The organism is Rhodanobacter sp. FW101-FHT13A11, assembly GCF_058790335.1.
In genome coordinates, this window is sequence record NZ_JBYTCN010000002.1 from 220,134 (window position 1) to 245,065 (window position 24,932).

At 68.9% G+C, this 24,932-nt stretch carries 19 protein-coding genes; 5 read left to right on the forward strand and 14 right to left on the reverse strand.

Annotation, left to right across the window (positions count from 1 at the left end; translation table 11 throughout):
• Nucleotides 1-34: 34 nt before the first annotated feature.
• Nucleotides 35-775, reverse strand: coding sequence for a monofunctional biosynthetic peptidoglycan transglycosylase (gene mtgA, locus AC3WRN_RS03555; RefSeq protein WP_492622039.1), 741 nt, complete (start codon nucleotides 773-775; stop codon nucleotides 35-37).
• Between the two features lie 98 nt (nucleotides 776-873).
• Here mtgA and hslO point away from each other — a divergent pair, with 98 nt between their 5' ends.
• Nucleotides 874-1,773: an Hsp33 family molecular chaperone HslO gene (gene hslO / locus AC3WRN_RS03560; protein ID WP_492621915.1), complete on the forward strand. Its 900-nt coding sequence runs from the start codon at nucleotides 874-876 to the stop codon at nucleotides 1,771-1,773.
• A gap of 58 nt (nucleotides 1,774-1,831) precedes the next feature.
• Here the strand turns inward: hslO and AC3WRN_RS03565 are convergent, their stop codons facing one another.
• Nucleotides 1,832-4,729, reverse strand: coding sequence for a bifunctional diguanylate cyclase/phosphodiesterase (locus tag AC3WRN_RS03565; RefSeq protein ID WP_492621916.1), 2,898 nt, complete (start codon nucleotides 4,727-4,729; stop codon nucleotides 1,832-1,834).
• Between the two features lie 248 nt (nucleotides 4,730-4,977).
• On the opposite strand from AC3WRN_RS03565, the gene AC3WRN_RS03570 reads away from it, so the two are divergent.
• Nucleotides 4,978-5,883, forward strand: a complete 906-nt coding sequence (locus AC3WRN_RS03570) for a hypothetical protein (RefSeq protein ID WP_068090885.1) — start codon at nucleotides 4,978-4,980, stop codon at nucleotides 5,881-5,883.
• A gap of 86 nt (nucleotides 5,884-5,969) precedes the next feature.
• Here the strand turns inward: AC3WRN_RS03570 and AC3WRN_RS03575 are convergent, their stop codons facing one another.
• From AC3WRN_RS03575 to AC3WRN_RS03595, 5 genes are all read right to left on the reverse strand, one after another.
• Nucleotides 5,970-6,872: a DUF4097 family beta strand repeat-containing protein gene (locus AC3WRN_RS03575; protein WP_068090887.1), complete on the reverse strand. Its 903-nt coding sequence runs from the start codon at nucleotides 6,870-6,872 to the stop codon at nucleotides 5,970-5,972.
• A 17-nt stretch (nucleotides 6,873-6,889) separates the two neighbouring features.
• Nucleotides 6,890-7,336 (reverse strand): hypothetical protein, encoded by a 447-nt coding sequence (locus tag AC3WRN_RS03580; RefSeq protein WP_068090889.1) that lies wholly within the window; start codon nucleotides 7,334-7,336, stop codon nucleotides 6,890-6,892.
• A complete protein-coding gene (locus tag AC3WRN_RS03585) occupies nucleotides 7,333-7,878 on the reverse strand; it encodes an RNA polymerase sigma factor (protein WP_068090891.1) in 546 nt (181 codons plus the stop codon). Before AC3WRN_RS03585 ends, AC3WRN_RS03580 begins: the two co-directional genes overlap by 4 nt.
• A 143-nt stretch (nucleotides 7,879-8,021) precedes the next feature.
• Entirely contained in the window at nucleotides 8,022-9,806 is a 1,785-nt protein-coding gene (locus AC3WRN_RS03590; protein ID WP_068090893.1) for a phosphoenolpyruvate carboxykinase (GTP), read from the reverse strand.
• Nucleotides 9,807-9,932: 126 nt separating this feature from the next.
• The gene (locus AC3WRN_RS03595; protein ID WP_068090895.1) at nucleotides 9,933-10,511 is read right to left on the reverse strand and encodes a TetR/AcrR family transcriptional regulator; all 579 of its coding nucleotides are present in this window, start codon (nucleotides 10,509-10,511) and stop codon (nucleotides 9,933-9,935) included.
• A gap of 139 nt (nucleotides 10,512-10,650) precedes the next feature.
• On the opposite strand from AC3WRN_RS03595, the gene AC3WRN_RS03600 reads away from it, so the two are divergent.
• Genes AC3WRN_RS03600 through AC3WRN_RS03610 form a run of 3 tightly spaced genes read left to right on the forward strand, consistent with a single transcriptional unit; the run spans nucleotide 10,651 to nucleotide 14,546 of the window.
• Nucleotides 10,651-11,556, forward strand: coding sequence for an alpha/beta fold hydrolase (locus AC3WRN_RS03600; protein ID WP_492621917.1), 906 nt, complete (start codon nucleotides 10,651-10,653; stop codon nucleotides 11,554-11,556).
• A 9-nt stretch (nucleotides 11,557-11,565) separates the two neighbouring features.
• The gene (locus tag AC3WRN_RS03605; RefSeq protein WP_492621918.1) at nucleotides 11,566-14,016 is read left to right on the forward strand and encodes an acyl-CoA dehydrogenase; all 2,451 of its coding nucleotides are present in this window, start codon (nucleotides 11,566-11,568) and stop codon (nucleotides 14,014-14,016) included.
• A gap of 56 nt (nucleotides 14,017-14,072) precedes the next feature.
• Entirely contained in the window at nucleotides 14,073-14,546 is a 474-nt protein-coding gene (locus AC3WRN_RS03610) for a hotdog fold domain-containing protein (RefSeq protein WP_492621919.1), read from the forward strand.
• 19 nt (nucleotides 14,547-14,565) lie between these two features.
• Here AC3WRN_RS03610 and AC3WRN_RS03615 read toward each other — a convergent pair whose 3' ends face one another.
• The 7 genes from AC3WRN_RS03615 to AC3WRN_RS03645 all read right to left on the reverse strand — a co-directional run bounded on the left by AC3WRN_RS03615 (nucleotide 14,566) and on the right by AC3WRN_RS03645 (nucleotide 24,796).
• A complete protein-coding gene (locus AC3WRN_RS03615; RefSeq protein WP_492621920.1) occupies nucleotides 14,566-15,567 on the reverse strand; it encodes a diguanylate cyclase domain-containing protein in 1,002 nt (333 codons plus the stop codon).
• Nucleotides 15,568-15,768: 201 nt separating this feature from the next.
• Complete coding sequence (locus tag AC3WRN_RS03620; protein ID WP_492621921.1) at nucleotides 15,769-19,407, reverse strand: response regulator; 3,639 nt, start codon at nucleotides 19,405-19,407, stop codon at nucleotides 15,769-15,771.
• 73 nt (nucleotides 19,408-19,480) lie between these two features.
• Nucleotides 19,481-20,380, reverse strand: coding sequence for a CPBP family intramembrane glutamic endopeptidase (locus AC3WRN_RS03625; RefSeq protein ID WP_492621922.1), 900 nt, complete (start codon nucleotides 20,378-20,380; stop codon nucleotides 19,481-19,483).
• A 51-nt stretch (nucleotides 20,381-20,431) separates the two neighbouring features.
• A complete protein-coding gene (locus AC3WRN_RS03630; protein ID WP_492621923.1) occupies nucleotides 20,432-22,033 on the reverse strand; it encodes a peptide chain release factor 3 in 1,602 nt (533 codons plus the stop codon).
• 476 nt (nucleotides 22,034-22,509) lie between these two features.
• The gene (locus AC3WRN_RS03635) at nucleotides 22,510-22,860 is read right to left on the reverse strand and encodes an HVO_A0114 family putative DNA-binding protein (protein ID WP_492621924.1); all 351 of its coding nucleotides are present in this window, start codon (nucleotides 22,858-22,860) and stop codon (nucleotides 22,510-22,512) included.
• Nucleotides 22,857-23,222, reverse strand: a complete 366-nt coding sequence (locus AC3WRN_RS03640; RefSeq protein ID WP_492621925.1) for a toxin-antitoxin system TumE family protein — start codon at nucleotides 23,220-23,222, stop codon at nucleotides 22,857-22,859. Before AC3WRN_RS03640 ends, AC3WRN_RS03635 begins: the two co-directional genes overlap by 4 nt.
• A gap of 152 nt (nucleotides 23,223-23,374) precedes the next feature.
• Entirely contained in the window at nucleotides 23,375-24,796 is a 1,422-nt protein-coding gene (locus tag AC3WRN_RS03645) for a M20/M25/M40 family metallo-hydrolase (protein ID WP_492621926.1), read from the reverse strand.
• Nucleotides 24,797-24,932: the final 136 nt, after the last annotated feature.

Consider the following 24,932-nt stretch of genomic DNA (forward strand, 5'->3'; position numbering starts at 1 on the left):
GCTAACCAACCGGCTGCCGCGAGGCGAGCCGCACTCAATGCGGCGGACGTGGCGGCGCGTCGCCCTCGACATAGCCCGGGCCGCCGAGCCGGTACATCTGCTGCTGGATCCAGCCGGCGCGGCGCTGCACGTAGGCGCTGGGGCGGTCGGCGTGCAATCGCCGCGGGCTCGGCAGCACCGCGGCGAGGCGGGCGGCCTGGGCCGGGCCGAGCTGCGCCGGCGGAACGTGGAAGTACGCCTCGCTGGCCGCGCCCACGCCGTAGACGCCGTCGCCCAGCTCGGCGATGTTCATGTACACCTCGAGGATGCGCTGCTTCGGCCAGCTCAGCTCGATCAACACGGTGAAGTACGCCTCCAGCCCCTTGCGCACGAAGCTGCGGCCGTTCCACAGGAACAGGTTCTTGGCGGTCTGCTGGCTGATCGTGCTGGCGCCGCGCAGGCGCCGGCCGTCGTCGGCCGCGTCGAGCGCGTCCTGGATGGAGTCGAGGTCGAAGCCGTGGTGGTAGGGAAACTTCTGGTCCTCGCCGGCCACCATCGCCAGCGGCACCCAGCCCGATACCTGGTTCCACGGCACCCAGTGCTGGTGCAGGCGGAAATCCTTCTCGCCGTGGAGCCAGGCGCCGAGCTGGCGCTCCAGCATCACGGCCGACGTCCACGGCGGCACGAAGCGCAGCACCAGCACCACCAGCCAGCTCAGCGCCAGCCATGCCAGCACGAGGATCGCCAGCGCACGCAGCAGGCGGGTCAAGCGGTGGCGTCGGGGCGAATGCGGCATAGCGCTGCGCATGGGAAGGAGCCGGCAGTATAAGGGGCGTTGTCCGGATGCCGCCGCGCCCCCATCTGTGGCGCTTGCCCTCAAAGAGACTGCCTGCCGTGGAAAACCTGCCTGTCGAAGACGTGCTGCACCGTTTCCTGCTGGAGCACGCCGGCGTGCGTGGCACCCTGGTGCGGCTGGGGCCGGCCTGGCGCGAAGTGGCCGGTCGCGCCGACTACCCGCCGGCGCTGCACGCGCTGCTGGGCGAGGCGCTGGCGGCCAGCGCGTTGCTGACCGGCAACATCAAGCTGGACGGCGCGTTGTCGATCGAGCTGAAGAGCGCCGGCGCGTTGCGCCTGCTGTTCGCCGAATGCAGCGACCACGGCCGCCTGCGCGGACTGGCGCGCTGGAACGTGCCGCTGCCCGAGCCGCTGGCGCTGGACGCGCTGGCCGACGCGGTGATGGCGATCACCATCGGCAACGTCGATCGCGGCCAGCGCTACCAGGGCCTGGTCGACCTGCAGCATGCCGGGCTGGCGGAGTCGCTGGAGGGCTACTTCGTGCAGTCCGAGCAGTTGCCGGCGCGGATCCTGCTGGCCGCCGACGGCGAGCACGCGGTCGGCCTGATGCTGCAGAAGATGCCGGGCGAGGGCGGCCACGATGCCGTGCGGGACGACGATGCGTGGAACCGCGTGGTGCACCTGACCGCCACCCTGGGCGCGGCGGAACTGCTGGCCAGCGTGCCGGAGCAGCTGCTGTACCGGCTCTACCACGAGGAATCGGTGCGCCTGTTCGAGCCGCGTCCGCTGGCGTTCGGCTGCAGCTGCAGCCGCGAGCGGGTAAGCGCGATGCTGCGTTCGCTCGGCCGCGACGAGGTGGAGGCGGCGCTGGCCGCGCGCGGCGACGAGATCGAGGTGGTCTGCGAGTTCTGCGCGCAGCACTACCACTTCGACCGCATCGATACCGAGCACCTGCTCAGCGCCGCGGCGGCGCCCGGCGCACCGGGGACGGCACAGTAGGCAAGTCCCTTGCCGGCAGCGTTCGGGCCGGCCGGGAGCCGCGGCCGCGGCAGGACGCTCAGCCCGGCAGCAGTTTGCCCGCACCGAGCCAGGTGCCGGCGGGTTGCGGCTCGGCGAACAGAAAGCCCTGGCCGTAGCGGCAGCCGACGCGCAGCAGCGCCTGGCGCTGCGATTCCTCCTCGATGCCTTCGGCGATCACCTTCATGCGCAGCGAATCGGCCAGCACCTGGATCGCGCGCACCAGCGCCAGGCCCTGGGTCTCGACGTCGTCGGGCGCCAGCTCGGTGATGAACGAGCGGTCGATCTTCAGCGACTCGAACGGGTACTGGTGCAGGTAGCTGAGCGAGGAATAGCCGGTGCCGAAGTCGTCCAGCGCGATGCCGACACCGTGGCTGCGCAGGTTCTGCAGCATCTGCTTGACCTGGGTCGGGTTCTCCAGCAGCGCGTGTTCGGTGACCTCGATGCGGATGCAATGCGTCGGCACGGCGTACTGGTCGAACAGCGCGAGCAGGCGCTGGTCGAGGTCGGCCGAGCGGAAATGCCGGCCGGAGACGTTGATGCTGATGAAGCCCTCGGTGCCGATCAGCCGCACGGCCTGGGTGCACACCTGCTCGAAGATCTGCCAGTCGATCGCCTCGGCGCAGCCGCATTCCTCGGCGATCAGCAGGAAGTCGTGCGGCGGCAGCAGGCCGCGCTCGGGGTGGTGCCAGCGCAGCAGCGCCTCGTAGCCGATGACGCGGCCGTCGGCGAGTTCCACGATCGGCTGGTAGAACGGCTCGAACTCGTTGCGGCTGAGCGCGTGGCGCAGGTCGCTCTCCATGTCCAGCAGCGACAGCGCCTCGCGGCGCAGGCGGTCGTCGAACATCGCCGCGCGGTGGCGGCCGCCGTCCTTGGCGTGGTACATCGCCGCGTCGGCGTCGCGCAGCAGTTCCTCCGGCTGGCGGTAGTGCGGGCTGGCCAGCGCGATGCCGATCGAGGCGGAGGTGAAGATCTCCTTGGTGCCGAGCCGGAATGGCGTGTGCAGCTCGCTGATGATGCGTTCGGCGATCAGCGTCGCCTTGTTGGCGTCGACGATGCCCTCCAGCAGCACGGCGAACTCGTCGCCGCCGAGGCGCGCCACCACGTCGCGGGTCTTCAGGCAGGCGCGGATGCGGCCGCCGACCTGGAACAGCAGGTCGTCGCCGATCAGGTGGCCGACCGAGTCGTTGATCACCTTGAAGCGGTCCAGGTCGATGAACAGCACGGCGAACTGCTCGTCCGGGTTCGCGTGGCAGCGCTGCATCGCCTGCTCCAGCCGCTGCAGCAGCAGGGTGCGGTTGGGCAGGCCGGTGAGCGAGTCGTGCAGGGTCTCGTATTTCAGGCGGCGCTCGACCCGCTCGCGCTCGGCGATCTGTTCGCGCAGGTCGCGGTTGGCCAGCGCCAGCGCGCGCGTGCGCTCGGTGACGCGCCGTTCCAGCCCGGCATAGGCCTGCTTGAGCGTCGCCGCGGCCTGCTTGCGCTGCAGTGCGTTGGCGATGTGGTAGCTGACGAAGGTCAGCAGTTCCTGGTCGCGCTCGTTGTAGGTGTGCTCGGGCGAGTAGCTTTGCAGCGCCAGCACGCCCATCGCCTTGCCGCCCCAGATCAGCGGCACGCCGAGCCAGCACACCGAGCGTGCGCCGAAGAGGCTGATCTCGCCGAGTGCGCTGAGCCGGTCGATTTCCGCCGGCGTGGCCAGCAGCGGCCTGGCGTGACGCAGCACGTATTCGGTGGCGCCGCGGCCGTGCGTGCGCGGCAGGCGCACGTTGTCCACGTCGTCTACCGAGTAGGGGAAGGTGAGGTGGCCGCTTTCCTCGTCGATCTGCGCGATATAGAAGTTGCGCGCGTACAGCAGGCCGCTGATCACCTGATGCACCGCCGCGTAGAACGCATCCAGGCTTTCCGGCGCGCTGGCCAGCTCGGCGATGCGGAACAGCGCGGCCTGCAGGCGCTCGCCGCGCTGGCGCTGCAGCACCTGCTGGCGCAGCACGCGGTTGGCCTCGCGCAGCGCGGCGGTGCGGTCGGTGACCCGGCGGCCCAGTTCGAGGTGCGCCTCGCGCCGTTCCAGCGCGGTCTGCACGTGCTGGGCCACGTAGTTCAGCAGTTCCAGGTCGTGCTGCGAATAATGCGTGTCGTCGCGATAGCTCTGCATCACGATGCCGCCGACGGCGCGGCCGGCACGCAGCAGCGGCACGCCCAGCCAGTGCTCGCAGTTCGGACCGAGCGGCACGAGGCGGTTGCCGAACTGCTGGCGCAGCTCGTCGATCGAGCCCATCAGTGGCCGGCCTTCCTGCAGCAGGTTCCAGGTCAGGCTGTGCAGCATGCCGTGCAGCGGCAGGCTCTGGTCCGGCGGCGGCGGGTCGGTGTCCTTGATGTCGATGTAGTAGGGGAAGCGCACCGTGTCGGTGGCGGCGTCGTAGAGCACGATGTAGAAGTTTTCCGCGTACATCAGGCTGCTGACGATGGCGTGCAGCGAACGCATCATCTCCGGCATGTCGTGCTCGGCGCCGGCCTGCTCGGCGATCGCGTACAGTGCGCGCTGCAGCCGCTCGGCCTGTGCCAGCCGCGAGATCGCCTCGTACAGGCGGCTGGTTTCGGCCAGCTGGCGCAGGCGGGCGCCGGCCAGCCGGCCCATCCAGTCCAGCCGGTCATGGACGGGCTCGGGCAGTGGCAGGTCGGCCCAGTCCAGCACCAGGGTGCGCGGGCCCTGGGGATCCACGGCCAGTTCCATCTGCCCCGCCAGATGCCCCGGGGATTCGTCCCCGCGACGCCAGCGCAGGCGGCCCTGGATGCCGAAGTTGCCCAGCATCAGCTCGCAGATTTCCATCACGCTGGCGGCGTCGGCGGCCTCGAACAGGTGTTCCATGGCCTCATGCAGGGCCGCAAGATCCCGCGCCACCGGAAACGGCGGGGAGGAACGGATCGTCGGCGTGGCGCTCATGGGGCTGGGTGGATTCCGGTGCGATCCGGCAGGATCGGTGCGGTGCCGCACCCCTTTATATCGTGTAAGCCGGCCCCGTCGCCAGTTTCCACGGGCGGGAACCTGATGGCGCCGCAGGGGTCGAAACAGGCGCGGAAACCCTGTCATTTTGTGAGTTGGCGCGAGTTTTCGGGGTGTTAGTAAAACGTAAAGCGGGGTATACTGCAGCCCGGATAGCCTTACTTGCCGAGATCCACGGGTTCAAACTGATGCGCCGCCTGTCTGCCCTGTTGCTGATTCTCCTGCTGCCGTTTGCGGCGGCGGGACAGTCCGTGGGCGCCGACAGCGCCACGGCCCAGGAACTGCTGGCGCGGCCGGCCGGGCAGGTGGGCGGAACCGGTACGGCGGTGCCGCTGTGGCGCGGCACCGATGGCCAGTTGCTGACGCTCAAGGCGGATCGCAGCACCGGTGCCGAGGCGCTGCGCAGGAACCCGCAACTGGCCCCGCGCGTGGTCGACGCCACCGGCGTGACGACGACCGGCCTGCAATATGGGCTGGGTCCGCAGTTGCAGGCGCACGCCGAGGTCAGCGAGCTTTCGTGGGCCAACTCGAATCTGCGCGTGCTCGACAGCGAGGTGGGCGCCACGTTCGATGCCGGCCGTTACAGCGTGGGCGTGAGCGTGGGCGCGAGCAAGGTGCCGGACAACAATGCGGTACTGCCGCGCGTGCTGCCGGGTGCGGCGCCGGGTGTCGACGGCCTGCCCGATTTCGACAGCAGCTCCCAGCTGAAGGCGCACGGTCGGCTGGCGCTGGGCAGCAAGAGCGGCATCGACGTGGGCGCCAGCGTCGGCCGCGTCCACCTGCTGCCGGGCAACCTGCTCGGCATCAATGCGCTGGACCAGAAGGCGCTGAGCTTCGGCGTCGATCATGGCCCGCTGAGCGGCGTGCTGGTCGGCCGCACGATGCAGCCGCAGGCCGGCATTCCCGGCAGCCTGAACGCAGACCGGCGCTGGAACAGCATCGACCTGGGCGTGACCTGGCGTTTGCCGTGGCGCGGCTCGCTGAGCGTCGGCGCGCAGAACCTGTGGTCGTCCGGCACCCCGGCCAATACGCCGGCCGGCCCGGAGCCGGACCAGTCGCGCACGCCGTACGTGCAGTATCACCAGGACCTCTGAGCGGCCCGTCCGCCCGTTCCCGCGCATCATGAAAAACGCCGTCGCTAGCGCGACGGCGTTTTCGTTTCCGGCGGCACCGGCGGCGCTCAGCCTTGCTTGCGCACGCGCAGGTCGCCGCTGAAGGTCTCGATGTTGATCTTGCCGCGGCCGTCGCCGAGGCGGACGTCGAGCGAGCTGCCGGGGCCGTGCTCGGGTTGCGTCGGGGTGCCGAAATCGCTGCGCAGGTTGCCGCTGAAGCTGCTGGCGTGCAGGCTGCCGGAGGTGTTCGCCGGCAGCAGCAGCTGCACGTTGCCGCTCATGCTGTCGATGCCGAGGCTGCCGCCGGCTGCCGGCGCGCCGGTCAGCTGCACGTCGCCGGATACCGTGCTGAGCGTAAGTTTCTGCCATGGCCCGCCGCTGGCCTGGACATGGCCGGAAATCGTCTGCAGTCCGACGTTGCCACCCAACGCGGGAGCCAGGATGTCGCCGCTGACGGTCTGCAGTTCGGCCCGTTCGGCATGTCCGGCCTGCTCGATGTTGCCGCTGACACTGTCCACCTTGAGCGAGGGCGTGCGTGCATTGATGCGTGCCTTGCCGCTGACCGTGTTGACCTGGATGCTGCCGCCGCTCATGCCGTCGATGACCAGCGGTGCACTGATCACGCTGACCTCGAGCGAGGCCGCCCTGGGTACGTGCAGTTCCAGGGTGGTGGGCGCCATCTTGCTGTCGCCGCCCCAGTTGAACCGGCCGGAGCCGCCCTGCGGCTCGACCCTGATCTCCAGGTTGCCGTTGCTGCCGCTGATCGCCAGCGGCCGGGCGCCTTCGCCGAGCCGGCCGCCGACCTGAACCTCGTTGCGGTCCCAGGCGGTCACGTTCACCGTGCCGGCGACGTTGCTGATGCGGATGCGGGCGGTCGGAGTGGCGTCATGGCGCAGCTGGATCGGCGTGTCGGCGAGGGCCTGGCCGATGCAGAAGCACAGCAGGAGGGGAAGGTAGCGGACGGTTTTCATGGTCGTTCCTGTGGATCTCAGCCGGCCTGGCCGGCCAGGTGGCGCAGCTGCGCCTGTTGACGTTCGGTGCGGCCGAGCAGGCGCTGCAGCGCCGGCGAGTCCGGCGCCTGCCGGATCGCCATCTGCAGTTCCATCCGCGCGGCGTCCAGCTCGATCGCGGCGCCGGCCAGGCGCGGATCGGACGGCTTCCAGCTCGCCGGGAGCTTGGCAGCGGTGGCGAGCGGGGTGGTCGCCGGCACTTGCCGCCAGTGCCAGCCGAGGCCGCCGGCCAGCAGCAGCGAGGCGGCGAGACCGGCGGCGACCCGCCAGCGGCGGCGAGGTGGTGCGGCCGGAGGGGCGGTGGCGTGCGGATCGCCTTGGCCGGCATCGTCCAGTGCGGCTTCGATCGCGGCCCACAGGTCGCGCCGTGGCGCGAGTGGCCGGCGCAGGCCGCGCATCTGCCGGCGCCATTCGAATTCGTTCATGAGCTTTCTCCCAATGCCTTGCGCAACAGGCCGCGGGCGCGGTGCAACTGCGCTTTCGACGTACCGACGGCCATCGCCAGCTCGGCGGCGATTTCCTCGTGCTTCCAGCCTTCGATGTCGTGCAGTACCAGCACGGCACGGGCGCGCGGCGGCAGCTTGCCGACGGCGTGTTCCAGCTCCTCGCGCTCGGCCGCGCAGAACGGCGTCTCGCCGGCGTCGGGCAGGTGATCGTCGTCCACCATGCTCACCGGGTCGGCGCCGCGGGCGCGGATGTCCATCAGCGCCACGTTCACCGCGAGCCGGTACAGCCAGGTGCCGAAGGCGCTCTCGTGGCGGAAGCCGGGCAGCTTCTGCCAGGCGCGGACGAACGCATCCTGGGTAAGGTCCTCGGCGCGGGCATGGTCGTAGCCGGCGAGCCGGTACACCGCTCCGTGCACGCGGCCCACGTGCAGCCGGTAAAGCCGCTGGAACGCGCCGCGGTCGCCGGCGGCCGCGGCGCGCACGTCATCGCTGTCGTTCGCTCCCGTTGAGGCAGGCGACATGGAGCTTCCAAGGGCAGGACAGGCGGCAGTCATCTTGCCAGCTTGGATGCGACGTTGCGCGAAAGGGTTGGAACGGGCGCCGCAGTGGCGTAGCTGCAGGCCTCACGGGAGGATCGCGATGAATCCGCCCGTGACGGGATGCTTCAGGAGGCGATGGCTTCGCGACGCGACTGGTCGGCATCGTCCTGCAGTGCCTGCGCCACGCGCTGCTGCTCCCGGCGCAGGCGTTCGGGCAGCCGCGGGGCGAAGCTGTCGAGGTACTCGCCGATGGCCGACAACTCGGCCTGCCAGCCGGCGTTGTCCACGTCGAGCAGCTCGTCGAGCCTGGCGCGCTCGAGCTTGAGTCCGTCCAGCTTGAGCTCGCCCTCGCCCGGCAGGATGCCGATCGGCGTCTCGACGCCGCTCGCGCGGCCTTCGGTGCGGTCGATCATCCATTCCAGCACGCGCAGGTTGTCGCCGAAGCCCGGCCACAGGAACTTGCCGTCGGCGCCCTTGCGGAACCAGTTGACGTGGAAGATCTTCGGCAGCTTCGCGCCCGGCTTGTCGAACGACAGCCAGTGCGCGAAGTAGTCGCCGTAGTGGTAGCCGCAGAACGGCTTCATCGCCATCGAGTCGCGGCGCAGCACGCCGACCGCGCCGGTGGCCGCCGCGGTGGTTTCCGAGCCCATCGCGGCGCCCATCAGCACGCCGTGGGTCCAGTCGCGCGCTTCCATCACCAGCGGCAGCAGCGAGGGCCGGCGGCCGCCGAACACGATTGCGCTGATCGGCACGCCCTGCGGCGCCTCGGCCTGCTCCGACCAGGTCGGGCACTGCTTCGCACTGACCGTGAAGCGCGAGTTCGGGTGCGCGGCCGGGCCGTTGGCCGGATCGTACGGACGTCCCTGCCAGTCGGTGACTGGCGTGCCGGGCAGGCCTTCCCACCACGGCTGGTTGTCGGCGGTGACGGCGACGTTGGTGAAGATGGTGTCGTGCGAGATGCTCTTCATGGCATTGTGGTTGGTGGCGTCGCAGGTGCCCGGCGCCACGCCGAAGAAGCCGGCTTCCGGGTTGATCGCGTACAGCCGTCCGTCCGCGCCGGGACGCATCCAGCAGATGTCGTCGCCGACCGTCCACACCTTCCAGCCATCGCGCAGGTAGCCTTGCGGCGGAATCAGCATCGACAGGTTGGTCTTGCCGCAGGCGGACGGGAACGCGGCGGCGACGTAGTGCGTCTCGCCCTGCGGGTTCTCGATGCCGACGATCAGCATGTGCTCGGCCAGCCAGCCTTCGCTGCGCGCCTGGTGGCTGGCGATGCGCAGCGCGTGGCACTTCTTGCCCAGCAGCGCGTTGCCGCCGTAGCCGGAGCCGTAGGACTTGATCGTGAGCTCGGCCGGGAAGTGCATGATCCAGCGGCGCTCCGGGTCGAGCTCTCCCTTGGAATGCAGGCCCTTCACGAAGCGGCCCTCACGCTCGATCCGCGCCTGCGCGGCAGCGCCCATGCGGGTCATGATCTTCATGTTGGCGACCACGTACGGGCTGTCGGTGATCTCCACGCCGCAGCGCGCCAGCGGCGAGTCGATCGGGCCCATGCAGTACGGGATCACGTACATAGTGCGGCCTTCCATGCAGCCGTCGAACAGCGCGTCGATCTTCGCGTGCGCCTCGGCCGGGTCCATCCAGTGGTTGTTGGGGCCGGCGTCTTCCCGGTTCGGGTGGCAGATCAGGGTGAGGTGCTCGACGCGGGCCACGTCGGTGGGGTGGGAGCGGTGCAGGTAGCAGCCCGGATGGGTCCGCTGGTTCAGTTCAATCAGGGTGCCGTCGGCCAGCATCTGCCGCAGCAGGGTCTGGTATTCGGCGTCCGAACCGTCGCACCAGTGGATCCGCGCAGGGCGGGTCAGCGCCGCCACTTCGGCTACCCAACGATCAAGCGCTTCCAGCTTGCTGGCCATCGTGTCCCCTAAGGTCTTGTGGAAAAAAGGAGTTGGCACGGTAGTTTGCGCGCACTGGTATTGCAAGGTTCCGTGCAGCAGAAACGGCGCCGGATGGCGCCGTACGGGGTGTTCCGCAGAGCTGGCTCAGGCCGGAATCAGGGTCGCGATCATGTGTTCGACGTAGGCGTCGAACTCTTCCAGGTTGATCCGCGGCAGGCCCAGCGTGAAGTTCAGCTGCAGGAAACCGACGTAGGCGGCATAGGTCAGCCGCGCGCGGTTGAGCGCCTCGCCAGGGGGCAGGCCGGCTTCGCGATAGGCGGTGGTGAGGAACTCCATGCGCCGCTGCGATACGCGGGCCATCACCGGCACCACCTGCGGGTGGTCCAGCGCCTTCAGCAGGGCGGCGTAGACGCGGTGCGGCTGCAACTCGTGTGCGACGCGGCGGAACAGCTCGGGCAGGCGCTGGCGCGGGTCGGTGATCTGCTCGATCTGGCCCAGCACTTCGCGCTCGCCGTACTGTTCCCAGCGTTCCAGCGCGGCATGCAGCAGGGCTTCGCGGGTACGGAAGTGCCAGTAGAAGCTGCCCTTGGTCACGCCCAGCTGGCGTGCCAGCGCTTCCACCGCGAGTGCGCCGACGCCTTGTTCGGCGATCAGCTGCAGGGCGGCAAGTTCCCAATCCTCGGCCGACAGCCGGGTGCGTTCTGGCTTGCTACTGACATTCATGTGCGTATGGTAGCGGCACCCCGTGCATTTGTAATGCGGAATGTCGATCCGGCCGAGGGCTCCGGCTTTGCCCGGACGGCCGCCGGAACGCACGGCGCATGGTTGACGCCGCTCGCCGGAGCAATCCATACTCTTCCGTATGGTGAACAATGTCCCTGCGTCCCCGGCGATCAGCCGCTTCCCCGCTGCCGACCTGACTCTGGCGGTGGAGACGCGCTGCCCGGACGGTCATCCGACCCTGCTGTTCGCGCACGGTTTCGGCCAGACCCGTGGCGCCTGGAACGGTACGGCCGCGGCGCTGGCACAGGCGGGCTGCCGCTGCGTCACCTTCGACGCGCGCGGCCACGGCGAAAGCGACCGGGTGCCCGGCGGCAACTACCACATGGACCAGTTCGCCGACGATCTGCGGCGGCTGGCCGTGGCGCAGCCGCAGCCGCCGGTCCTGGTCGGCGCGTCGATGGGCGGCCTGCTCGGCCTCGTGCTGGCCGGCGAGGTGCGCCCGTCGCCGTTTCGCGCCTTGGTGCTGGTGGACATCACGCCGCGCTGGGAGACCCGCGGCGTGGAACGCATCCTCGCCTTCATGCAGGCGCATCCGGACGGCTTTGCCGGTTACGCCGAGGCGGCCGAGCAGATCGCCGCCTACCTGCCGCAGCGGCGCGAGCGCAAGAGCGAGGAACAACTGCGCCCGCTGCTGCGCGAAGGCGCCGACGGCCGGCTGCGCTGGCACTGGGACCCGGCCCTGCTGGCCGGCGACCTGGTGCTGGAGAGCGAGCGCTACCAGCCGCGCCTGCAGGCCGCCGCGACGAAGATCGAGGTGCCCGTGCTGCTGCTGTCCGGCGCGCGCAGCGATGTGGTGTCGCGCGCCACCGTCGACGAATTCCTGCAACTGGTGCCGCATGCGCAGCATGTGGAACTGCCGCACGCCACCCACATGGTGGCGGGCGACGCGAACGATGCCTTCACGCGCGAGGTCGTGCGCTTCGCGCAGAGTCTCGCCCCCTTACCCGCCGGCCGGCGCGTCGCCGGCGCCGTTCAATCGCAATGAGGTGTTGAGATGTCCGTGATACTGACCCTGCTGGCGGCGGTGCTTGCCTCCGGCGCCTGCGCCTATCACCGCAGCAGCCTGCGCACCTGGGCGATCGCCACCATCGTCGCCACGCTGGTGGTCGGCCTGATCGCGCACGCGCCGTGGACCACGGCGATCCTGCTGATCGTCGAGCTGGCGATCGCGTTGCCGCTGCTGCTGGTGGACTTCCGCCGCCGGCAGATCAGCCTGCCGCTGCTGAAGCTGTTCGCCAAGGTCACGCCGAAACTGTCGGAGACCGAGCAGACCGCGCTGGAGGCGGGCACGGTCGGTTTCGAGGGCGAGCTGTTCTCCGGCAAGCCGGACTGGCACGAACTGCTGAAGCAGCCGAAACCCGAGCTGAGCGTGGAGGAGCAGGCCTTCATGGACGGTCCGGTGGAAGAACTCTGCGCGATGATCGACGACTGGCAGATCACCCACGAACTGGCTGACCTGCCGCCGGAGGTGTGGGAGTTCATCAAGAAGCACCGCTTCTTCGGCATGATCATCCCGAAGCGGTACGGCGGCCTCGAGTTCTCCGCGCTGGCGCATTCGGCGGTGCTGCAGAAACTGTCCACGATGTCGGCCACGGTGTCTTCCACCGTGGCCGTGCCGAACTCGCTGGGGCCGGCCGAGCTGCTGCTGCACTACGGCAGCGACGAGCAGAAGAACCACTACCTGCCGCGCCTGGCGGTGGGCGAGGAGATTCCCTGCTTCGCGCTGACCGGCCCGTACGCCGGCTCCGACGCCACCTCGATCCCCGACGTAGGCATCGTCTGCAGGCAAGTGGTCGACGGCGTCGAGACGCTCGGCATCAAGCTCACCTTCGACAAGCGCTACATCACGCTGGCGCCGGTGGCCACCGTGGTCGGCCTGGCCTTCCGCATGTACGACCCCGAACACCTGCTCGGCGACAAGGACGACCTCGGCATCACCCTGGCCTTGCTGCCGCGCTCCACGCCCGGCCTCGAGATCGGCCGGCGCCACTTCCCGCTGAACATCCCGTTCCAGAATGGTCCGGTGCGCGGCAAGGACGTGTTCGCGCCGCTGTCGGTACTGATCGGCGGCCCGCACATGGCCGGCCACGGCTGGCGCATGCTGGTGGAATGCCTGTCGGTGGGCCGCGCGATCTCGCTGCCGTCCAACGCCACCGGCGGCATGCGCGCCTCGGCGCTGGCCACCGGCGCGTACGCGCGCATGCGCAAGCAGTTCGGCCTGGCGGTGGCCCGCTTCGAGGGCGTCGAGGAGGCGCTGGCGCGCATCGGCGGCCTCACCTACGCCACCGCCGCGCTGTCGCGCGCCACCGCGGCCGCGGTCGACCGCGGCGAGAAGCCGGCGGTGCCGTCGGCGATCGCCAAGTACCACGCCACCGAGTGGGCGCGGCAGATCGCCAAGGACACCATGGACGTGCACGGCGGCAAGGCAGTGCAGCTGGGCCCGAAGAACTACGCCGGCCGCGGCTGGTCGGCGGTGCCGATCGCGATCACGGTGGAGGGCGCCAACATCATGACGCGCAGCCTGATGATCTTCGGCCAGGGCGCGATCCGCTGCCACCCGTACGTGCTGAAGGAAATGCAGGCGCTGTCGATCGCCGACCGCGGCGAGCAGCTGAAGACGTTCGACCGGCTGCTGTTCGGCCACATCGGCTTCGGCATCTCCAACGCGGTGCGCAGCTTCGCGATGGGCCTTTCCGGCGCGCGCCTGGGCGACGCCGCCGGCGACAACTACACCCGCCGCTATTACCGCAAGCTCGGCCGCTACTCCGCCGCGCTGGCGCTGTGCGCCGACGTGTTCATGGGCGTGCTCGGCGGCAAGCTGAAGTTCAAGGAGAAGCTCTCCGCGCGCCTGGGCGACGTGCTGAGCTACCTGTACATCGCCAGCGCCATGCTCAAGCGCTACGAGGACACCGGCCGGCCGGAGGCGGATCGTCCGTTCCTGGCCTGGGGTTTCCACGAGTGCATGTGGCTCACCCAGAACGCGCTGGACGGCGCGATCCGCAACTTCCCGGTGCGCCCGGTGGCATGGCTGCTGCGCGCGCTGGTGTTCCCGCTGGGGCGGCGCGAGGTGCCGCCGTCCGATCGCCTCGGCCGCCGTGTCGCCGCGCTGCTCACCGCGCCGAACGAGGCGCTCGAGCGCCTCACCGACTGGGTCTACACCACGCCCACGCCGAACAACACGATCGGCCGCATGAAGGCGCTGCTGCCCGACGTGATCGCCGCCGAGCCGGTCGACCGCAAGTTCGGCAAGGCGCAGAAGGCCGGTCAGTTCGCCTCGCACGACTACCTGGGCCAGCTCGCCGAGGCGCAGCAGGCCGGGGTGATTTCGGAAGCCGAGGCGGAGCTGCTCCGGCACGTGCGCGACGGCGTGTTCGAGTTCATCTCGGTGGACGATTTCGATACTGACGAACTGCGCGCGTTCAAGACGCGGGCGGATGCCGCGTAAATCAGGCTGACCGACCGGCCCGCCTTGCGGGCCGGTTCTTTTCCGGAGGGCGACCGATGAGTGCCTCGGTGTTGTCGTTGTACCGCCGCATCACCCGCTGGCCGGCGGGCCACCGGATCTTCTCGCGCCTGGTCTGCCTCAAGGCGCCGTACTTCGCCACCATCGCGCCACGCTTCGTGGCGCTGGCGCCGGGGCGTTGCGAGGTGCGCATCCGCGACCGGCGCCGCGTGCACAACCACCTCGGCACCGTGCATGCGATCGCGCTGTGCAACCTGGCCGAACTCAGTGCCGGCGTGATGACCGATGCGACGATTCCGGCGGACATGCGCTGGATTCCCAAGGGCATGAGCGTCGAGTACCTGAAGAAGGCGACGGGCACGATGCGCGGCATCGCCACGCCCGAACTGGCCGCGCCCGCCTCCGGCGGCGGCCACGAGTGGCCGGTCAGGGTGGAGGTGGTGGACGACGCGGGCGAGACCGTCTTCCGGGCGCGCGTGCTGATGTGGGTGTCGCCGCGCAAGCGCGGCTGAGCGCACTGCCTGCGCGCCGTCAGTCCGCCAGCACGCAGCGGTTCTTGCCGCTGCGCTTGGCCGCATACATGGCGCGGTCGGCCGCGTGCAGCAGCTGCTCGTCGGCGTCGGGGGCAGCGTCCGGCGGGCAGGGTGCGATGCCGATGCTGGCGCCGATGCGCACTTCGACCAGCTGGCCGTTGACGCTCAACGCATAAGGCTCGCCCAGCGCCACGCACAACTTTCCGCACAGCTGCAGCGCCAGCTGCGGATCCCCGATGTCCTCCAGCACCAGCGCGAACTCGTCGCCGCCCAGCCGGGCCACCGTGTCGTTGCTGCGCAAGTGTGCCGACAGCCGTGCGGCGATCTCCTGCAGCAAGGCGTCGCCGGCGGCGTGGCCATGGCTGTCGTTGACGTGCTTGAAACCGTCGATGTCGATGCAGGCCAGCGCGAACTGGCTGTGGCGGCGGTTCGCGCGCTGGATCGCGCCATGCAGGCGGTCGTGGAACAGGATGCGGTTCGGCAGGCCGGTCAGGGCGTCATGGTGGGCCTGGTGGCGCACCATCGCCTCCATCAGCTCGCGCTCGGCGATTTCCTGGGTCAGTTGCTGGTTGCGCTCGGCAAGTTCGTCCAGCGCGTGCTGCAGCTTGGCGCGCGCCGCGTACAGTTCCAGGAACACGCGCACCTTCGACTGCAGGATCACGTCGTTGATCGGCTTGGCGATGTAATCCACGGCGCCGGAGCGGTAGCCCTTGAGCCGGTTCATGTCGTCGGCATAGGCGGCGGTGACGAAGATGATCGGGGTGTCGCGCAGGTGCTCGGCCTCGCCCAGCAGGCTGGCGACCTCGAAGCCGTCCATGTCGGGCATGTTGACGTCGAGCAGGATCAGCGCGAACTCGTGGTCCAGGCACAGCGCCAGCGCCTCGTTGCCGCTGCGCGCCTCGAACAGCTGCGCGCCGCTGCGGGCGAGCAGCCGGCGCATGGCGACGAGGTTGGCGGCGGTATCGTCGACGATCAGGATTTTCGGTGGTATCGCGTTCATGTCGGTGGTGGAGCGTTTCCTCCCGGCCAACCTTAACCGTTGGCGGTCATGGCCGGCGTGAACGGCCGCACCACCCCGTCAGGCTCGAGCGAGGCGGGTCGGTGGCCTCGCCGGTACAGCCGCGGGGCAGCGTCGATGGCGCTGAAGCCGACGGCCATCGGCGCGGAATCCGGACTCACGCGGTCGTGGCTGGTGCGGGCATCACGCCTGACGCTGCAGCCACGCGCGCAGCAGCGCCGCCAGCTGGTCGGTGTCGATCGGCTTGGAAAGGTAATCGCTGGCACCCATCTCCAGGCACTTCTCGCGATCCCCGCGCATCGCCTTGGCGGTCAGCGCGATGATCGGCAGGCTGGCGAAATGCGGCTGGGCGCGGATCGCGCGGATGGTCTCGTAGCCGTCCAGGCCCGGCATCATGACGTCCATCAGCACCAGTTCCGGCGCTTCGCCGTCGGCCAGCATCTTCAGCGCCTTGTGCCCGTCCTGCGCCATGCTCACCTGCAGCCCCCAGCCGCGCAGCACCTTGGACAGCGCAAACAGGTTGCGCATGTCGTCGTCCACCAGCAGCACGCGACGGCCCGCCAGCCCGTCGCCCGCTGCCGGTTCGGCGACGCTCCGGGGTGGCGCATGCCGGACGCTGTGCAGGAACAGGCTGACCTCATCGAGCAGCCGCTCGGTGGAGCGCGCGCCCTTGACCACGATGGCGTCGGTGTACTGGCGCAGCTTCAGGCTCTCCTCGCGGCTCAGTTCGCGACCGGAGTACACCACCACCGGCGGCACGCCCTTGCTGGTCTGCGCCAGTTGCGCCAGCAGTTCGAGCCCGGACATGCCGGGCAGGCCCAGGTCGAGCACGATGCAGTCGTAATCCGTACGGGCGACCTTCCCCATCGCGTCCTCCGCCGAGCCCGCTTCCTCGATCTGCACGCTGTCGTCGCGCAGCAGGGTGCGCACGGCGGTGCGCGAGTCGGCATCGTCGTAGACGATCAGCAGGTGCCGTGGCTGCCCGGCGGCGAAATGCAGCAGTCGCTCGAGTGCCAGGCCGATCGATTCGCGGCTGACCGGCTTGGTCAGGAAGCCCACCGCGCCGCGCTGCAGCCCGCGCGTACCGCCGTCGATGACCGAGATGAAGTGCACCGGGATGGCCCGCGTGGCGTCGTCGGCCTTGAGCTGGTCGAGCACGCTCCAGCCGTCCATCACCGGCAGCGAAACATCCAGCAGGATGCCGGTGGGACGATGTTCGCGCGCCAGTTGCAGGCCCGATTCGCCATCGCCGGCGGCCAGCGCGCGATAGCCCTTGCGGTGGATCATGTCGATCAGGATGCGCGCGAAGGCAGGGTCGTCCTCGATCACCAGGATCGTGGCCTGGTCCGGCATCGGCGCGTCGCGGTCGTCGTCGGCCGGCTTCGGCGGCAGATACGGCGAGGCGGCCCGGCTGAGCCGGGCCGTGCCGGCGCGTGGCGCGTCTTCAGCGGTGCCGGATGCCGGAGGTGGCGTCTCCGGCAGCAGCACGGTGAAGTGGCTGCCGCGGCCGCTTTCGCTGCGCAGCACGATATCGCCGCCCAGCAGCTGCGCCATCCGCCGCGAGATCGCCAGGCCCAGCCCGGTGCCGCCGAACTTGCGGCTGGTGCCGGCATCCACCTGCTCGAACGCGTTGAAGACGCGCTGGAACTTGTCTTGCGGAATGCCGATGCCGGTGTCGCTCACCGTCATCGCGATCAGCGGTTGGCCGCGGAGTGCCTCGGGGATGTCGGCGTCGCTGCCGGGGCGGCCGATGCGCAGGCCCACCGTGCCATCGGCGGTGAACTTGAACGCGTTGCTGAGCAGGTTGTTGGCGATCTGCTCGAGCTTGCTGGCGTCGGTGCGCAGGACCGGGGGCAGGCCGGGGTCGATGTCCAGCGTGAAGCCCAGCCGCTTTTCCTCGGCCACATGCGCGAACGTGCGCCGAAGCCGTTGCCCCAGCCCGGCCAGCGCCAGGTTGTCGATCATCAGTTCCATCTTGCCGGCCTCGACCTTGGACAGGTCGAGGATGTCGTTGATCAGGTGCAGCAGGCTGTTGCCGGCGTCGTGGATGATCCGTGCCGACTCGACCTGTTCCTCGTCGAGGTTGCCGGTGTCGTTGTCGGCCAGGCTGCGCGACAGGATCAGCAGGCTGTTCAGCGGCGTGCGCAGCTCGTGCGACATGTTGGCGAGGAATTCGGACTTGTACTGGCTGGCCCGCGCCAGCTCGGCGGCCTTCTCGGCGGTTTCCTGCTGCAGGTCCTCCAGCACGTATTTCTGCCGGTTCAGGCTTTCGGTCTTCTCGCGCAACTCCTCGTTGGACGCCTGCAGTTCCTCGGCCTGCACGCGCAGCTCCTCCTCCGAGGCGATCAGCCGCTGGGATTGTTCCTCCAGCTCTTCCGTCTTCGCCTGCAGCGCGTCGTTGTTGTCGCGCAGCACCTCCTTCTGCTGGCGCATCACCAGCTCGGACACGCGCAGCTCGTCGGCCTGCTCCTGCGTGCGCTGCAGCAGGTCCTGCACGCTGGCCGTGCGGTTGAGGTTCTCCAGGCTCAGCGCCACGAGCGGCAGCAGTTCGTCCAGCATCTGCTGCACCAGCGGGCTCAGCGGGGTAAAGCCGGCCAGCTCCAGCACGCCGATCAGGGTGTCGCGGTACAGCACCGGCATGATCGCCAGATGGCCGGGCAGTGCCTCGCCGCTGCCGGAGTCGATGTGCAGGTAGTTGGCCGGCACGTCGTCCAGGACGATCGCCTTGCGCTCGATCGCGCATTGCCCGACCAGCCCCTCGCCCGGCATGTACTGGTCAGCCGAACGATTGCCCAGGCGCAGGCCGTAGCTGCCGAGCAGGTCGAGCCGGTGGCGCGCGTCGTCGTAGGAATAGAACAGGCCCACGCCGGCCTTGCACAGCGGCACCAGCGCACTGGTGAGCCACTGCGCGAACTCCTTGTGCGTGGTGGCCTGCAGCAGCAGGTGGGAGATGCCCGACACCTGCTCCTTGATCCAGGTCTGCGCCTGGGTGTCCACCGACATTTGCCGGAATACCTGCAGTGCGCGGGCGATCTCGCCGATCTCGTCGCGGCGTTCGAGCCGGTGGATCTCGAAGTCGTGGTCGTGGTTCGCCAGCCGGGTCAGCTGGTCGGTCAGGCCGCGCAGCGGACGGGTGACCAGGCGCAGGGTCAGCCGGATCACCGCCAGGCCGAACAGGATGGCGAGCAGGGTCGCCACGATGTTGACCGTGCGGGTGATGGCGAGGGTCCTGTCCAGGCGCTGGTTGCGGGTGGCCAGCAGCCGGTTCTCATCGAGCGTCATCTGTCCGATGAGGTCGCTGATTTCCTTCACGCTGACGCTGCGGTGCTTCAGGTAGTCGGACTGGATGTGTTGCCGCTGCAGCACGGCCTGCGCCGGCTCGGTCGTACCCAGGCCGGCGAGGGGGTCGATCACCTCGCTGCGGAACTCGCTCTGCCACAGCATCGCCATCGCCTCCAGCCTGTCGATGCGGGACAGCTGCAGCGGGTTGTCCGACATCAGCTCGCGCAGCCGGGTGAGATGGGCGAGCAGACCCCGGTTGGCGTTCTCGAACGCACCGCGTTGCGCGGCATCCTGGGTCAGCAGGTAGCCGCGGGCGCCGACCTGGCTGGCCTGCACCGTCTGCAGGACGTGATCCAGCTGCAGCAGCACCTGGTAGGTATGCATCGACCAGCGGCGGTCGTCCTCCTGCTGGCGCAGCGAGTGCAGGGTGATCGCGCCGGCCAGCAGGAACAAGCCCAGCAGCAGGCCGATGGCCAGCACGGCCTTGTGCTGCAGTGGCCGGTCGGCCAGCCAGGTGTTGGACGTTCGGGTCATGGACATGCGGATATCATCGCAGCTAGCCACTTCGCCTGTCGTATGCCCGGGGTGAAGGCCGGCAGGCGGCGGCCGCGGATCAGCGGCGCCAGGACGGTGGCACGATCGAACCGCGCCGCCGCGCCACGACCAGCAGGCCGATCGTGCACAAGCTACACAGGGCCAGCGCGATCACCGACGCCTCGGCGCCGAACGCGCCGCCGCTCAGCCAGTCCGGGCCGCTGCGGGCGGAGACCAGCCAGCCGTCGGCGCGGGTACCGGAAACCGGGATGCCGTAGATCGTGCCCTGGGCGAAGTTCCACGCCGCGTGCAGGCCCATGCAGGCCGGCAGCGAACGGGTCACGTGGTAGAGCATGCCGAACAGCAGGCCGGCCTCGATCGCGATGGCGGCCGAACTCCACAGCGTGGCGCCGGGGTTGCCGATGTGCACCGCGCCGAAGAACAGCGCCGAGACCAGCAGCGCCCACCAGCTGCCCAGGCCTTCCTCGACGATGCGGAACAGCACGCCGCGGCAGATGATCTCCTCGCCGATGCCGGCGCCCAGCCCCGCCATCAGCAGGGCCGGCAGCCACTGCGCATGCGGGTTGGTGCCGGTGACGCGGTAGCTGCCGAGCAGGTACAGCACGCCGACCACCGCGCTGAACAGCAGCAGGCCGGCGCCGGCGCCGGCGGCGCCGGCCGGCAGCAGCCGGCGCGGCGCCAGTTCGGCAAGCGGGCGGCGCTCCACCAGCCGTACCAGCAGGAGGTAGGCAAGCAGCGCCGGCAGCGCGCGCATCAGGAACTGCGCCAGGCCGTGGAGGGTGGCCGGGGCGGCCTTGCCGAGCCAGCCCAGCGCATGCAGCAGCGAGCCCATCGCCAGGCTGAGGATCAGAAACACCGCAACGAAGATCACGATCCGCGCCAGCGGCGAGAACAGCAGCCAGCACTGCCAGCGCGGCGCATCGGGAGGCGTGGTGAAGGCGATGGCCTGGTCGTGCATGCGTGATCCGCCGGCAAAGGTTCGCACGTTAGCAGCGGTATGGCAGTGCTGCTACAGCTCCACCGCCGCCGCGTGCTCGCGCGTGGCGGCGAAGCGCACCTGCGGCCAGCGCTCCTGCGCCAGCTGCAGGTTGACCCGGGTCGGCGCGATGTAGACCAGCTCGCCGGCCGCGTCCAGCGCCAGGTTCATCGCGTTCTTCTCGCGGAATTCCTCCAGCTTCTTCGGGTCGTCGCAGTGCACCCAGCGCGCGGTGGTCACCGTCACCGGCTCGAAGCTGGCGTCGACGTTGTACTCGTCCTTCAGGCGGTAGGCGACCACCTCGAACTGCAGCACGCCGACCGCGCCCAGGATCAGGTCGTTCGACATCAGCGGGCGGAAGAACTGGGTGGCGCCTTCCTCGCTCAATTGCGCCAGGCCCTTCTGCAGCGCCTTCATCTTCAGCGGGTCGCGCAGCCGCGCGCGGCGGAACAGCTCCGGCGCGAAGTTCGGGATGCCGGTGAAGGAAACCTGCTCGCCCTCGGTGAAGGTGTCGCCGATGGTGATGGTGCCGTGGTTGTGCAGGCCGATCACGTCGCCCGGATAGGCCGTCTCCACGATCTCGCGGTCGCTGGCCATGAAGGTCAGCGCGTTGGCGATGCGCACTTCCTTGTTGGTGCGGGTCTGGATCATCTTCATGCCGGCGCTGTAGGTGCCCGAGCACACGCGCATGAACGCCACGCGGTCGCGGTGCGCCGGGTCCATGTTCGCCTGGATCTTGAACACGAAGCCGGAGAGCTTCTCCTCCTCCGGCTGGATCTCACGCGTGGTGGTGGCGCGCGGGCGCGGGCTGGGCGCGTGCTCGACGAAGAAGTCCAGCAACAGCTGCACGCCGAAGTTGTTCACCGCCGAGCCGAAGAATACCGGCGTCTGCCGGCCGGCCAGGTATTCGTCGAGGTCGAAGGAGGGCGCGGCGCCCTGCACCAGCTCCAGTTCCTCGCGCAGCTCGCGCATCGCCTCGACGCCGATCTTCTCGACCAGGCCGGGCGCGTCGAGGCCCTTGAAGATGGTCGAATCCTGCCGGGTGAAGTTCTTGCCCTGCTCGAAGATGTGCACCTCGTCCAGCGCCAGGTGGTACACGCCCTTCAGCCGCTTGCCCATGCCGATCGGCCAGGTCAACGGGGCGCAGGCGATGCCCAGCACCGACTCTACCTCGTCCAGCAGCTCGATCGGCGAACGGCCCTCGCGGTCGAGCTTGTTGATGAAGGTCATGATCGGCGTGTCGCGCAGGCGGCACACCTCCATCAGCTTGATCGTGCGCTCCTCCACGCCCTTGGCGCAGTCGATCACCATCAGCGCCGAGTCCACCGCGGTCAGCACGCGGTAGGTGTCCTCGGAGAAATCCGCGTGGCCGGGCGTGTCGAGCAGGTTGACGATCTTGCCCTCGTACGGGAACTGCATCACCGACGAGGTCACCGAGATGCCGCGCTCCTTCTCCAGCGCCATCCAGTCCGAGGTGGCGTGCCGCGCCGTCTTGCGGCTCTTCACGCTGCCCGCCATCTGGATCGCGCCACCGAACAGCAGCAGCTTCTCGGTCAGCGTGGTCTTGCCCGCGTCAGGATGGCTGACGATGGCGAAGGTGCGGCGGCGGCGGGTTTCTTGGAGATGGGTGGGCATGGGGTGCGGGTCGGCGGGAGCGCGAACCGGTAATTGTAGCGTGGATCGGGGGTGGGGCCTCTTACGCTCTTTCCCGCCGCAGTCGCCTTGTGGTTCCGTTGTAGGAGCCCGCTCGCGGGCGATGCTGTTGTCTTTGATGGGTGATGCAAAGCGAAGAGCTTTCGTGCGCCTGCGGCACCCGAGTTACTTTCTCTTTGCGTGGCCAAAGAGAAAGTAACCAAAGAGAAAGGCCACCCCGCTTGGCGCTTGCCGCCCATCCATGGGCGGCAAGTCCGTGAGTCGGGGCCGGGCTTTTCGATCGGACTCCTGTCCGAGCGAAAAGGAGTCGACATCCCTGTCGACTCCCGCTACGCGGCCTGTCGACCCCGCCTCACCGCCGCACAGGGGCCCCGGGTAGAGCAGCGCGCCATCCTGGCGCGCACTCCGTACGCCACCGCTGGAAAACAAAGGGGTCAAGTTCATTTAAATCGTCGATCTCATGCCGCCTGAATCACAAATTCGCTGGCCGTGGCGACGGGCTGCACGTTACGCAACGTGCGGCGCATCTCGACCAGGCCATAGCGTTCCATCGTCTTGAGCGTACGCGAAAGATTGCTGGGCGCGCGTCCGGTGAGCTCGGCGAGCTGGCTCAGTGACTCGGGCTTCCGTTCCCGGATGACGCGCAACAACGCGCGATTGTCGTCGGACAGCACTTCGGCCAGCGAGCGCATGGAGGTGAACCAGATTTTCGGCTCGTTGGGGCGTGGCTGATGATCGCCGCGCGCAATGGCCAGTGCGCGGGAGCGGATGGCTTGTTGGGATGCGATGCCGATGACCAACTTTTTCATGATTTCGTTTCCTCAAGTACGCGATCGACTTCGTTGAAGAAATCCTCCAGCAATTGCTGCGGGCTGGTGAATTCGTACGGCACGCCCTTGTCGCTGACGTGACGATGTCGATGGTCGTAGGCCAGACGACGACCTGCATAACGCTTGCGCTTCGGTGGCTTGACGGCATGCGCATTGTCGAAACCGAGTAACCGCGTGCCGTAGCGATCATGCAATGTCAGCGCGTAGCGTATGCCGTGTGGCACATGCTCATTCGCCTCGATACGCCATGCCTCGATCTTGATCCAGTAACCGTTGCCCTGATCGTAGATCTCGCCGTTGAGCAACAGCAGCGTTTCCAGTCCCACGTCTTCCTTTGACATGACTATATATCATCCGATGATAACTTCAATGAATCCCACCAAGGTTTGTGGCGGCTGGTCGCGTGCCGCACCATGAAAACGGAGTCAGGTTCGGCTGTTCCAACATCTGTCCGAGATCGGGAGCCGACATGACGCCAGCTCTGCCACCTACCTCACTTCGCCAACTGCACGAGCACCCGATGCCAGAACTCCAGCCCGGCGGCGACTTCCGACGCCGGCAACTTCTCGTTGAGCCCATGGGCGAAGCTGTCGTCGGGCTTGGTGAAGGCCGCATCGATGCCGTAGCTGGGGACGCCGGCGTTGCGGAAGTACATGCTGTCGGAGGCGCCGGCGGACATGCCGGGGACGATTTCCACGCCGGGGAAGCGGGCGTGCACGGCGTCGGTGACGGCGGCGATCACGTCCTGGCGCAGTGGCGAGGCGGGGCTGGCCACCGGCGGGGGTGACAGCACGGCCACGCTGGCGGACTTGTCGTTGATCACCTTGACCAGGGTGTCGCGCACGCTGTCGACCGGGGTGCCCGGGAAGATGCGGCAGTTGACGTTGACGCTGGCGCTTTGCGGCAGTGCGTTGAGCGCGTGGCCGCCGTTGAGCATGGTGGCCACGCAGGTGGTGCGGATCTGGCCGACGTAGGCGGGATCGGCGGAGAGGGTGGCCGCGGCGGCGGCATCGTCGGGGTGGGCGGCGAAGCGGGTCATCGCCGCGCCCAGCGGGCCGGGCGTGTGGGCGCCGAGTGCACGCAGCGAGGCGCGCGTGATCTCGTTGCTCTGCGGCGGAAACTGGTAGCCGGCGACGCGGTCGATGACGCGCGCCAACCGGTAGATCGCGTTGTCTGCAGTGGGTTCGCTGGAGTGCCCGCCGGGCGAGGTCAGGCTGATCTGGAAGTCCGCATACGTCTTCTCGGCGGCCTGGATGTGGTACAGCGCGGGCTTGCCGGTCTGGGGGATCAGGGTGCCGCCGCCGGCGTCGGCGTTGAGCAGGAATTCGGCGTCGTGATAGCGCTTCGCCAGTTCGCGGGTCGAGGCCATCGTGGTCTCTTCGTCGCCGGACAGCAGCAGGATCAGGTCGTGGCGCGGCTTGAAGCCCTCGCGCTTGAGCCGGATCAGCGTCTCGACCAGCACCACCACCGCGGTTTTCATGTCGGCCGTGCCGCGGCCGTAGAGGTAGCCGTTCTCCTCGACCAGGGTGAACGGGTCGCGGCTCCAGTCCTTGCGCTTGGCCGCCACTACGTCCATGTGCCCGGACAGCAGGATCGGCTTGCCTTCACCGGTGCCGCGATAGCGCGCCACCAGCGCGGCGGTTTCGCCCACCGGGATGATCTCGACATCGCTGGCGGCGAAGCCGGCGGCCTTGAGCTTGTCGGCCAGGTAGGCGGCGAGCACCGGCACCTGGTGCTCGCCTTCGACCGTGGGGATGCTGATAGCGTGCTTCAGCATGGCCATGGTTTCGGGCAGTACCTTGGCGCTGGTGTCGGCCGCGGTGCCGGTCCTGGCGTCGGCGTGGGCCAGTCCGATGCCGGCGCAGAAGACCAGCGTGGCCGCTGCGGCGGGCCCAAGTACTCGTGGTGCTCTCATTCGAAGTTCTCCGGTGCGTATGCTGAGCGATGCCCGAGTATGCGCGGCGGCACGCGCGCTTGCATCTGCCGCGCGGGCGGCCGTCGGCGGCCGGCGCGTGGAGATCACCGGCGGTGTCGATACCGAGCGGCGATCC

Coding starts and splice junctions, on each gene's coding strand:
- mtgA (WP_492622039.1), bottom strand. CDS start 775: ATGCCGCATTCGCCCCGACGCCACCGCTTGACCCGCCTGCTGCGTGCG.
- AC3WRN_RS03565 (WP_492621916.1), bottom strand. CDS start 4,729: ATGAGCGCCACGCCGACGATCCGTTCCTCCCCGCCGTTTCCGGTGGCG.
- AC3WRN_RS03570 (WP_068090885.1), top strand. CDS start 4,978: ATGCGCCGCCTGTCTGCCCTGTTGCTGATTCTCCTGCTGCCGTTTGCG.
- AC3WRN_RS03575 (WP_068090887.1), bottom strand. CDS start 6,872: ATGAAAACCGTCCGCTACCTTCCCCTCCTGCTGTGCTTCTGCATCGGC.
- AC3WRN_RS03580 (WP_068090889.1), bottom strand. CDS start 7,336: ATGAACGAATTCGAATGGCGCCGGCAGATGCGCGGCCTGCGCCGGCCA.
- AC3WRN_RS03585 (WP_068090891.1), bottom strand. CDS start 7,878: ATGTCGCCTGCCTCAACGGGAGCGAACGACAGCGATGACGTGCGCGCC.
- AC3WRN_RS03590 (WP_068090893.1), bottom strand. CDS start 9,806: ATGGCCAGCAAGCTGGAAGCGCTTGATCGTTGGGTAGCCGAAGTGGCG.
- AC3WRN_RS03595 (WP_068090895.1), bottom strand. CDS start 10,511: ATGAATGTCAGTAGCAAGCCAGAACGCACCCGGCTGTCGGCCGAGGAT.
- AC3WRN_RS03600 (WP_492621917.1), top strand. CDS start 10,651: ATGGTGAACAATGTCCCTGCGTCCCCGGCGATCAGCCGCTTCCCCGCT.
- AC3WRN_RS03605 (WP_492621918.1), top strand. CDS start 11,566: ATGTCCGTGATACTGACCCTGCTGGCGGCGGTGCTTGCCTCCGGCGCC.
- AC3WRN_RS03610 (WP_492621919.1), top strand. CDS start 14,073: ATGAGTGCCTCGGTGTTGTCGTTGTACCGCCGCATCACCCGCTGGCCG.
- AC3WRN_RS03615 (WP_492621920.1), bottom strand. CDS start 15,567: ATGAACGCGATACCACCGAAAATCCTGATCGTCGACGATACCGCCGCC.
- AC3WRN_RS03620 (WP_492621921.1), bottom strand. CDS start 19,407: ATGTCCATGACCCGAACGTCCAACACCTGGCTGGCCGACCGGCCACTG.
- AC3WRN_RS03625 (WP_492621922.1), bottom strand. CDS start 20,380: ATGCACGACCAGGCCATCGCCTTCACCACGCCTCCCGATGCGCCGCGC.
- AC3WRN_RS03630 (WP_492621923.1), bottom strand. CDS start 22,033: ATGCCCACCCATCTCCAAGAAACCCGCCGCCGCCGCACCTTCGCCATC.
- AC3WRN_RS03635 (WP_492621924.1), bottom strand. CDS start 22,860: ATGAAAAAGTTGGTCATCGGCATCGCATCCCAACAAGCCATCCGCTCC.
- AC3WRN_RS03640 (WP_492621925.1), bottom strand. CDS start 23,222: ATGTCAAAGGAAGACGTGGGACTGGAAACGCTGCTGTTGCTCAACGGC.
- AC3WRN_RS03645 (WP_492621926.1), bottom strand. CDS start 24,796: ATGAGAGCACCACGAGTACTTGGGCCCGCCGCAGCGGCCACGCTGGTC.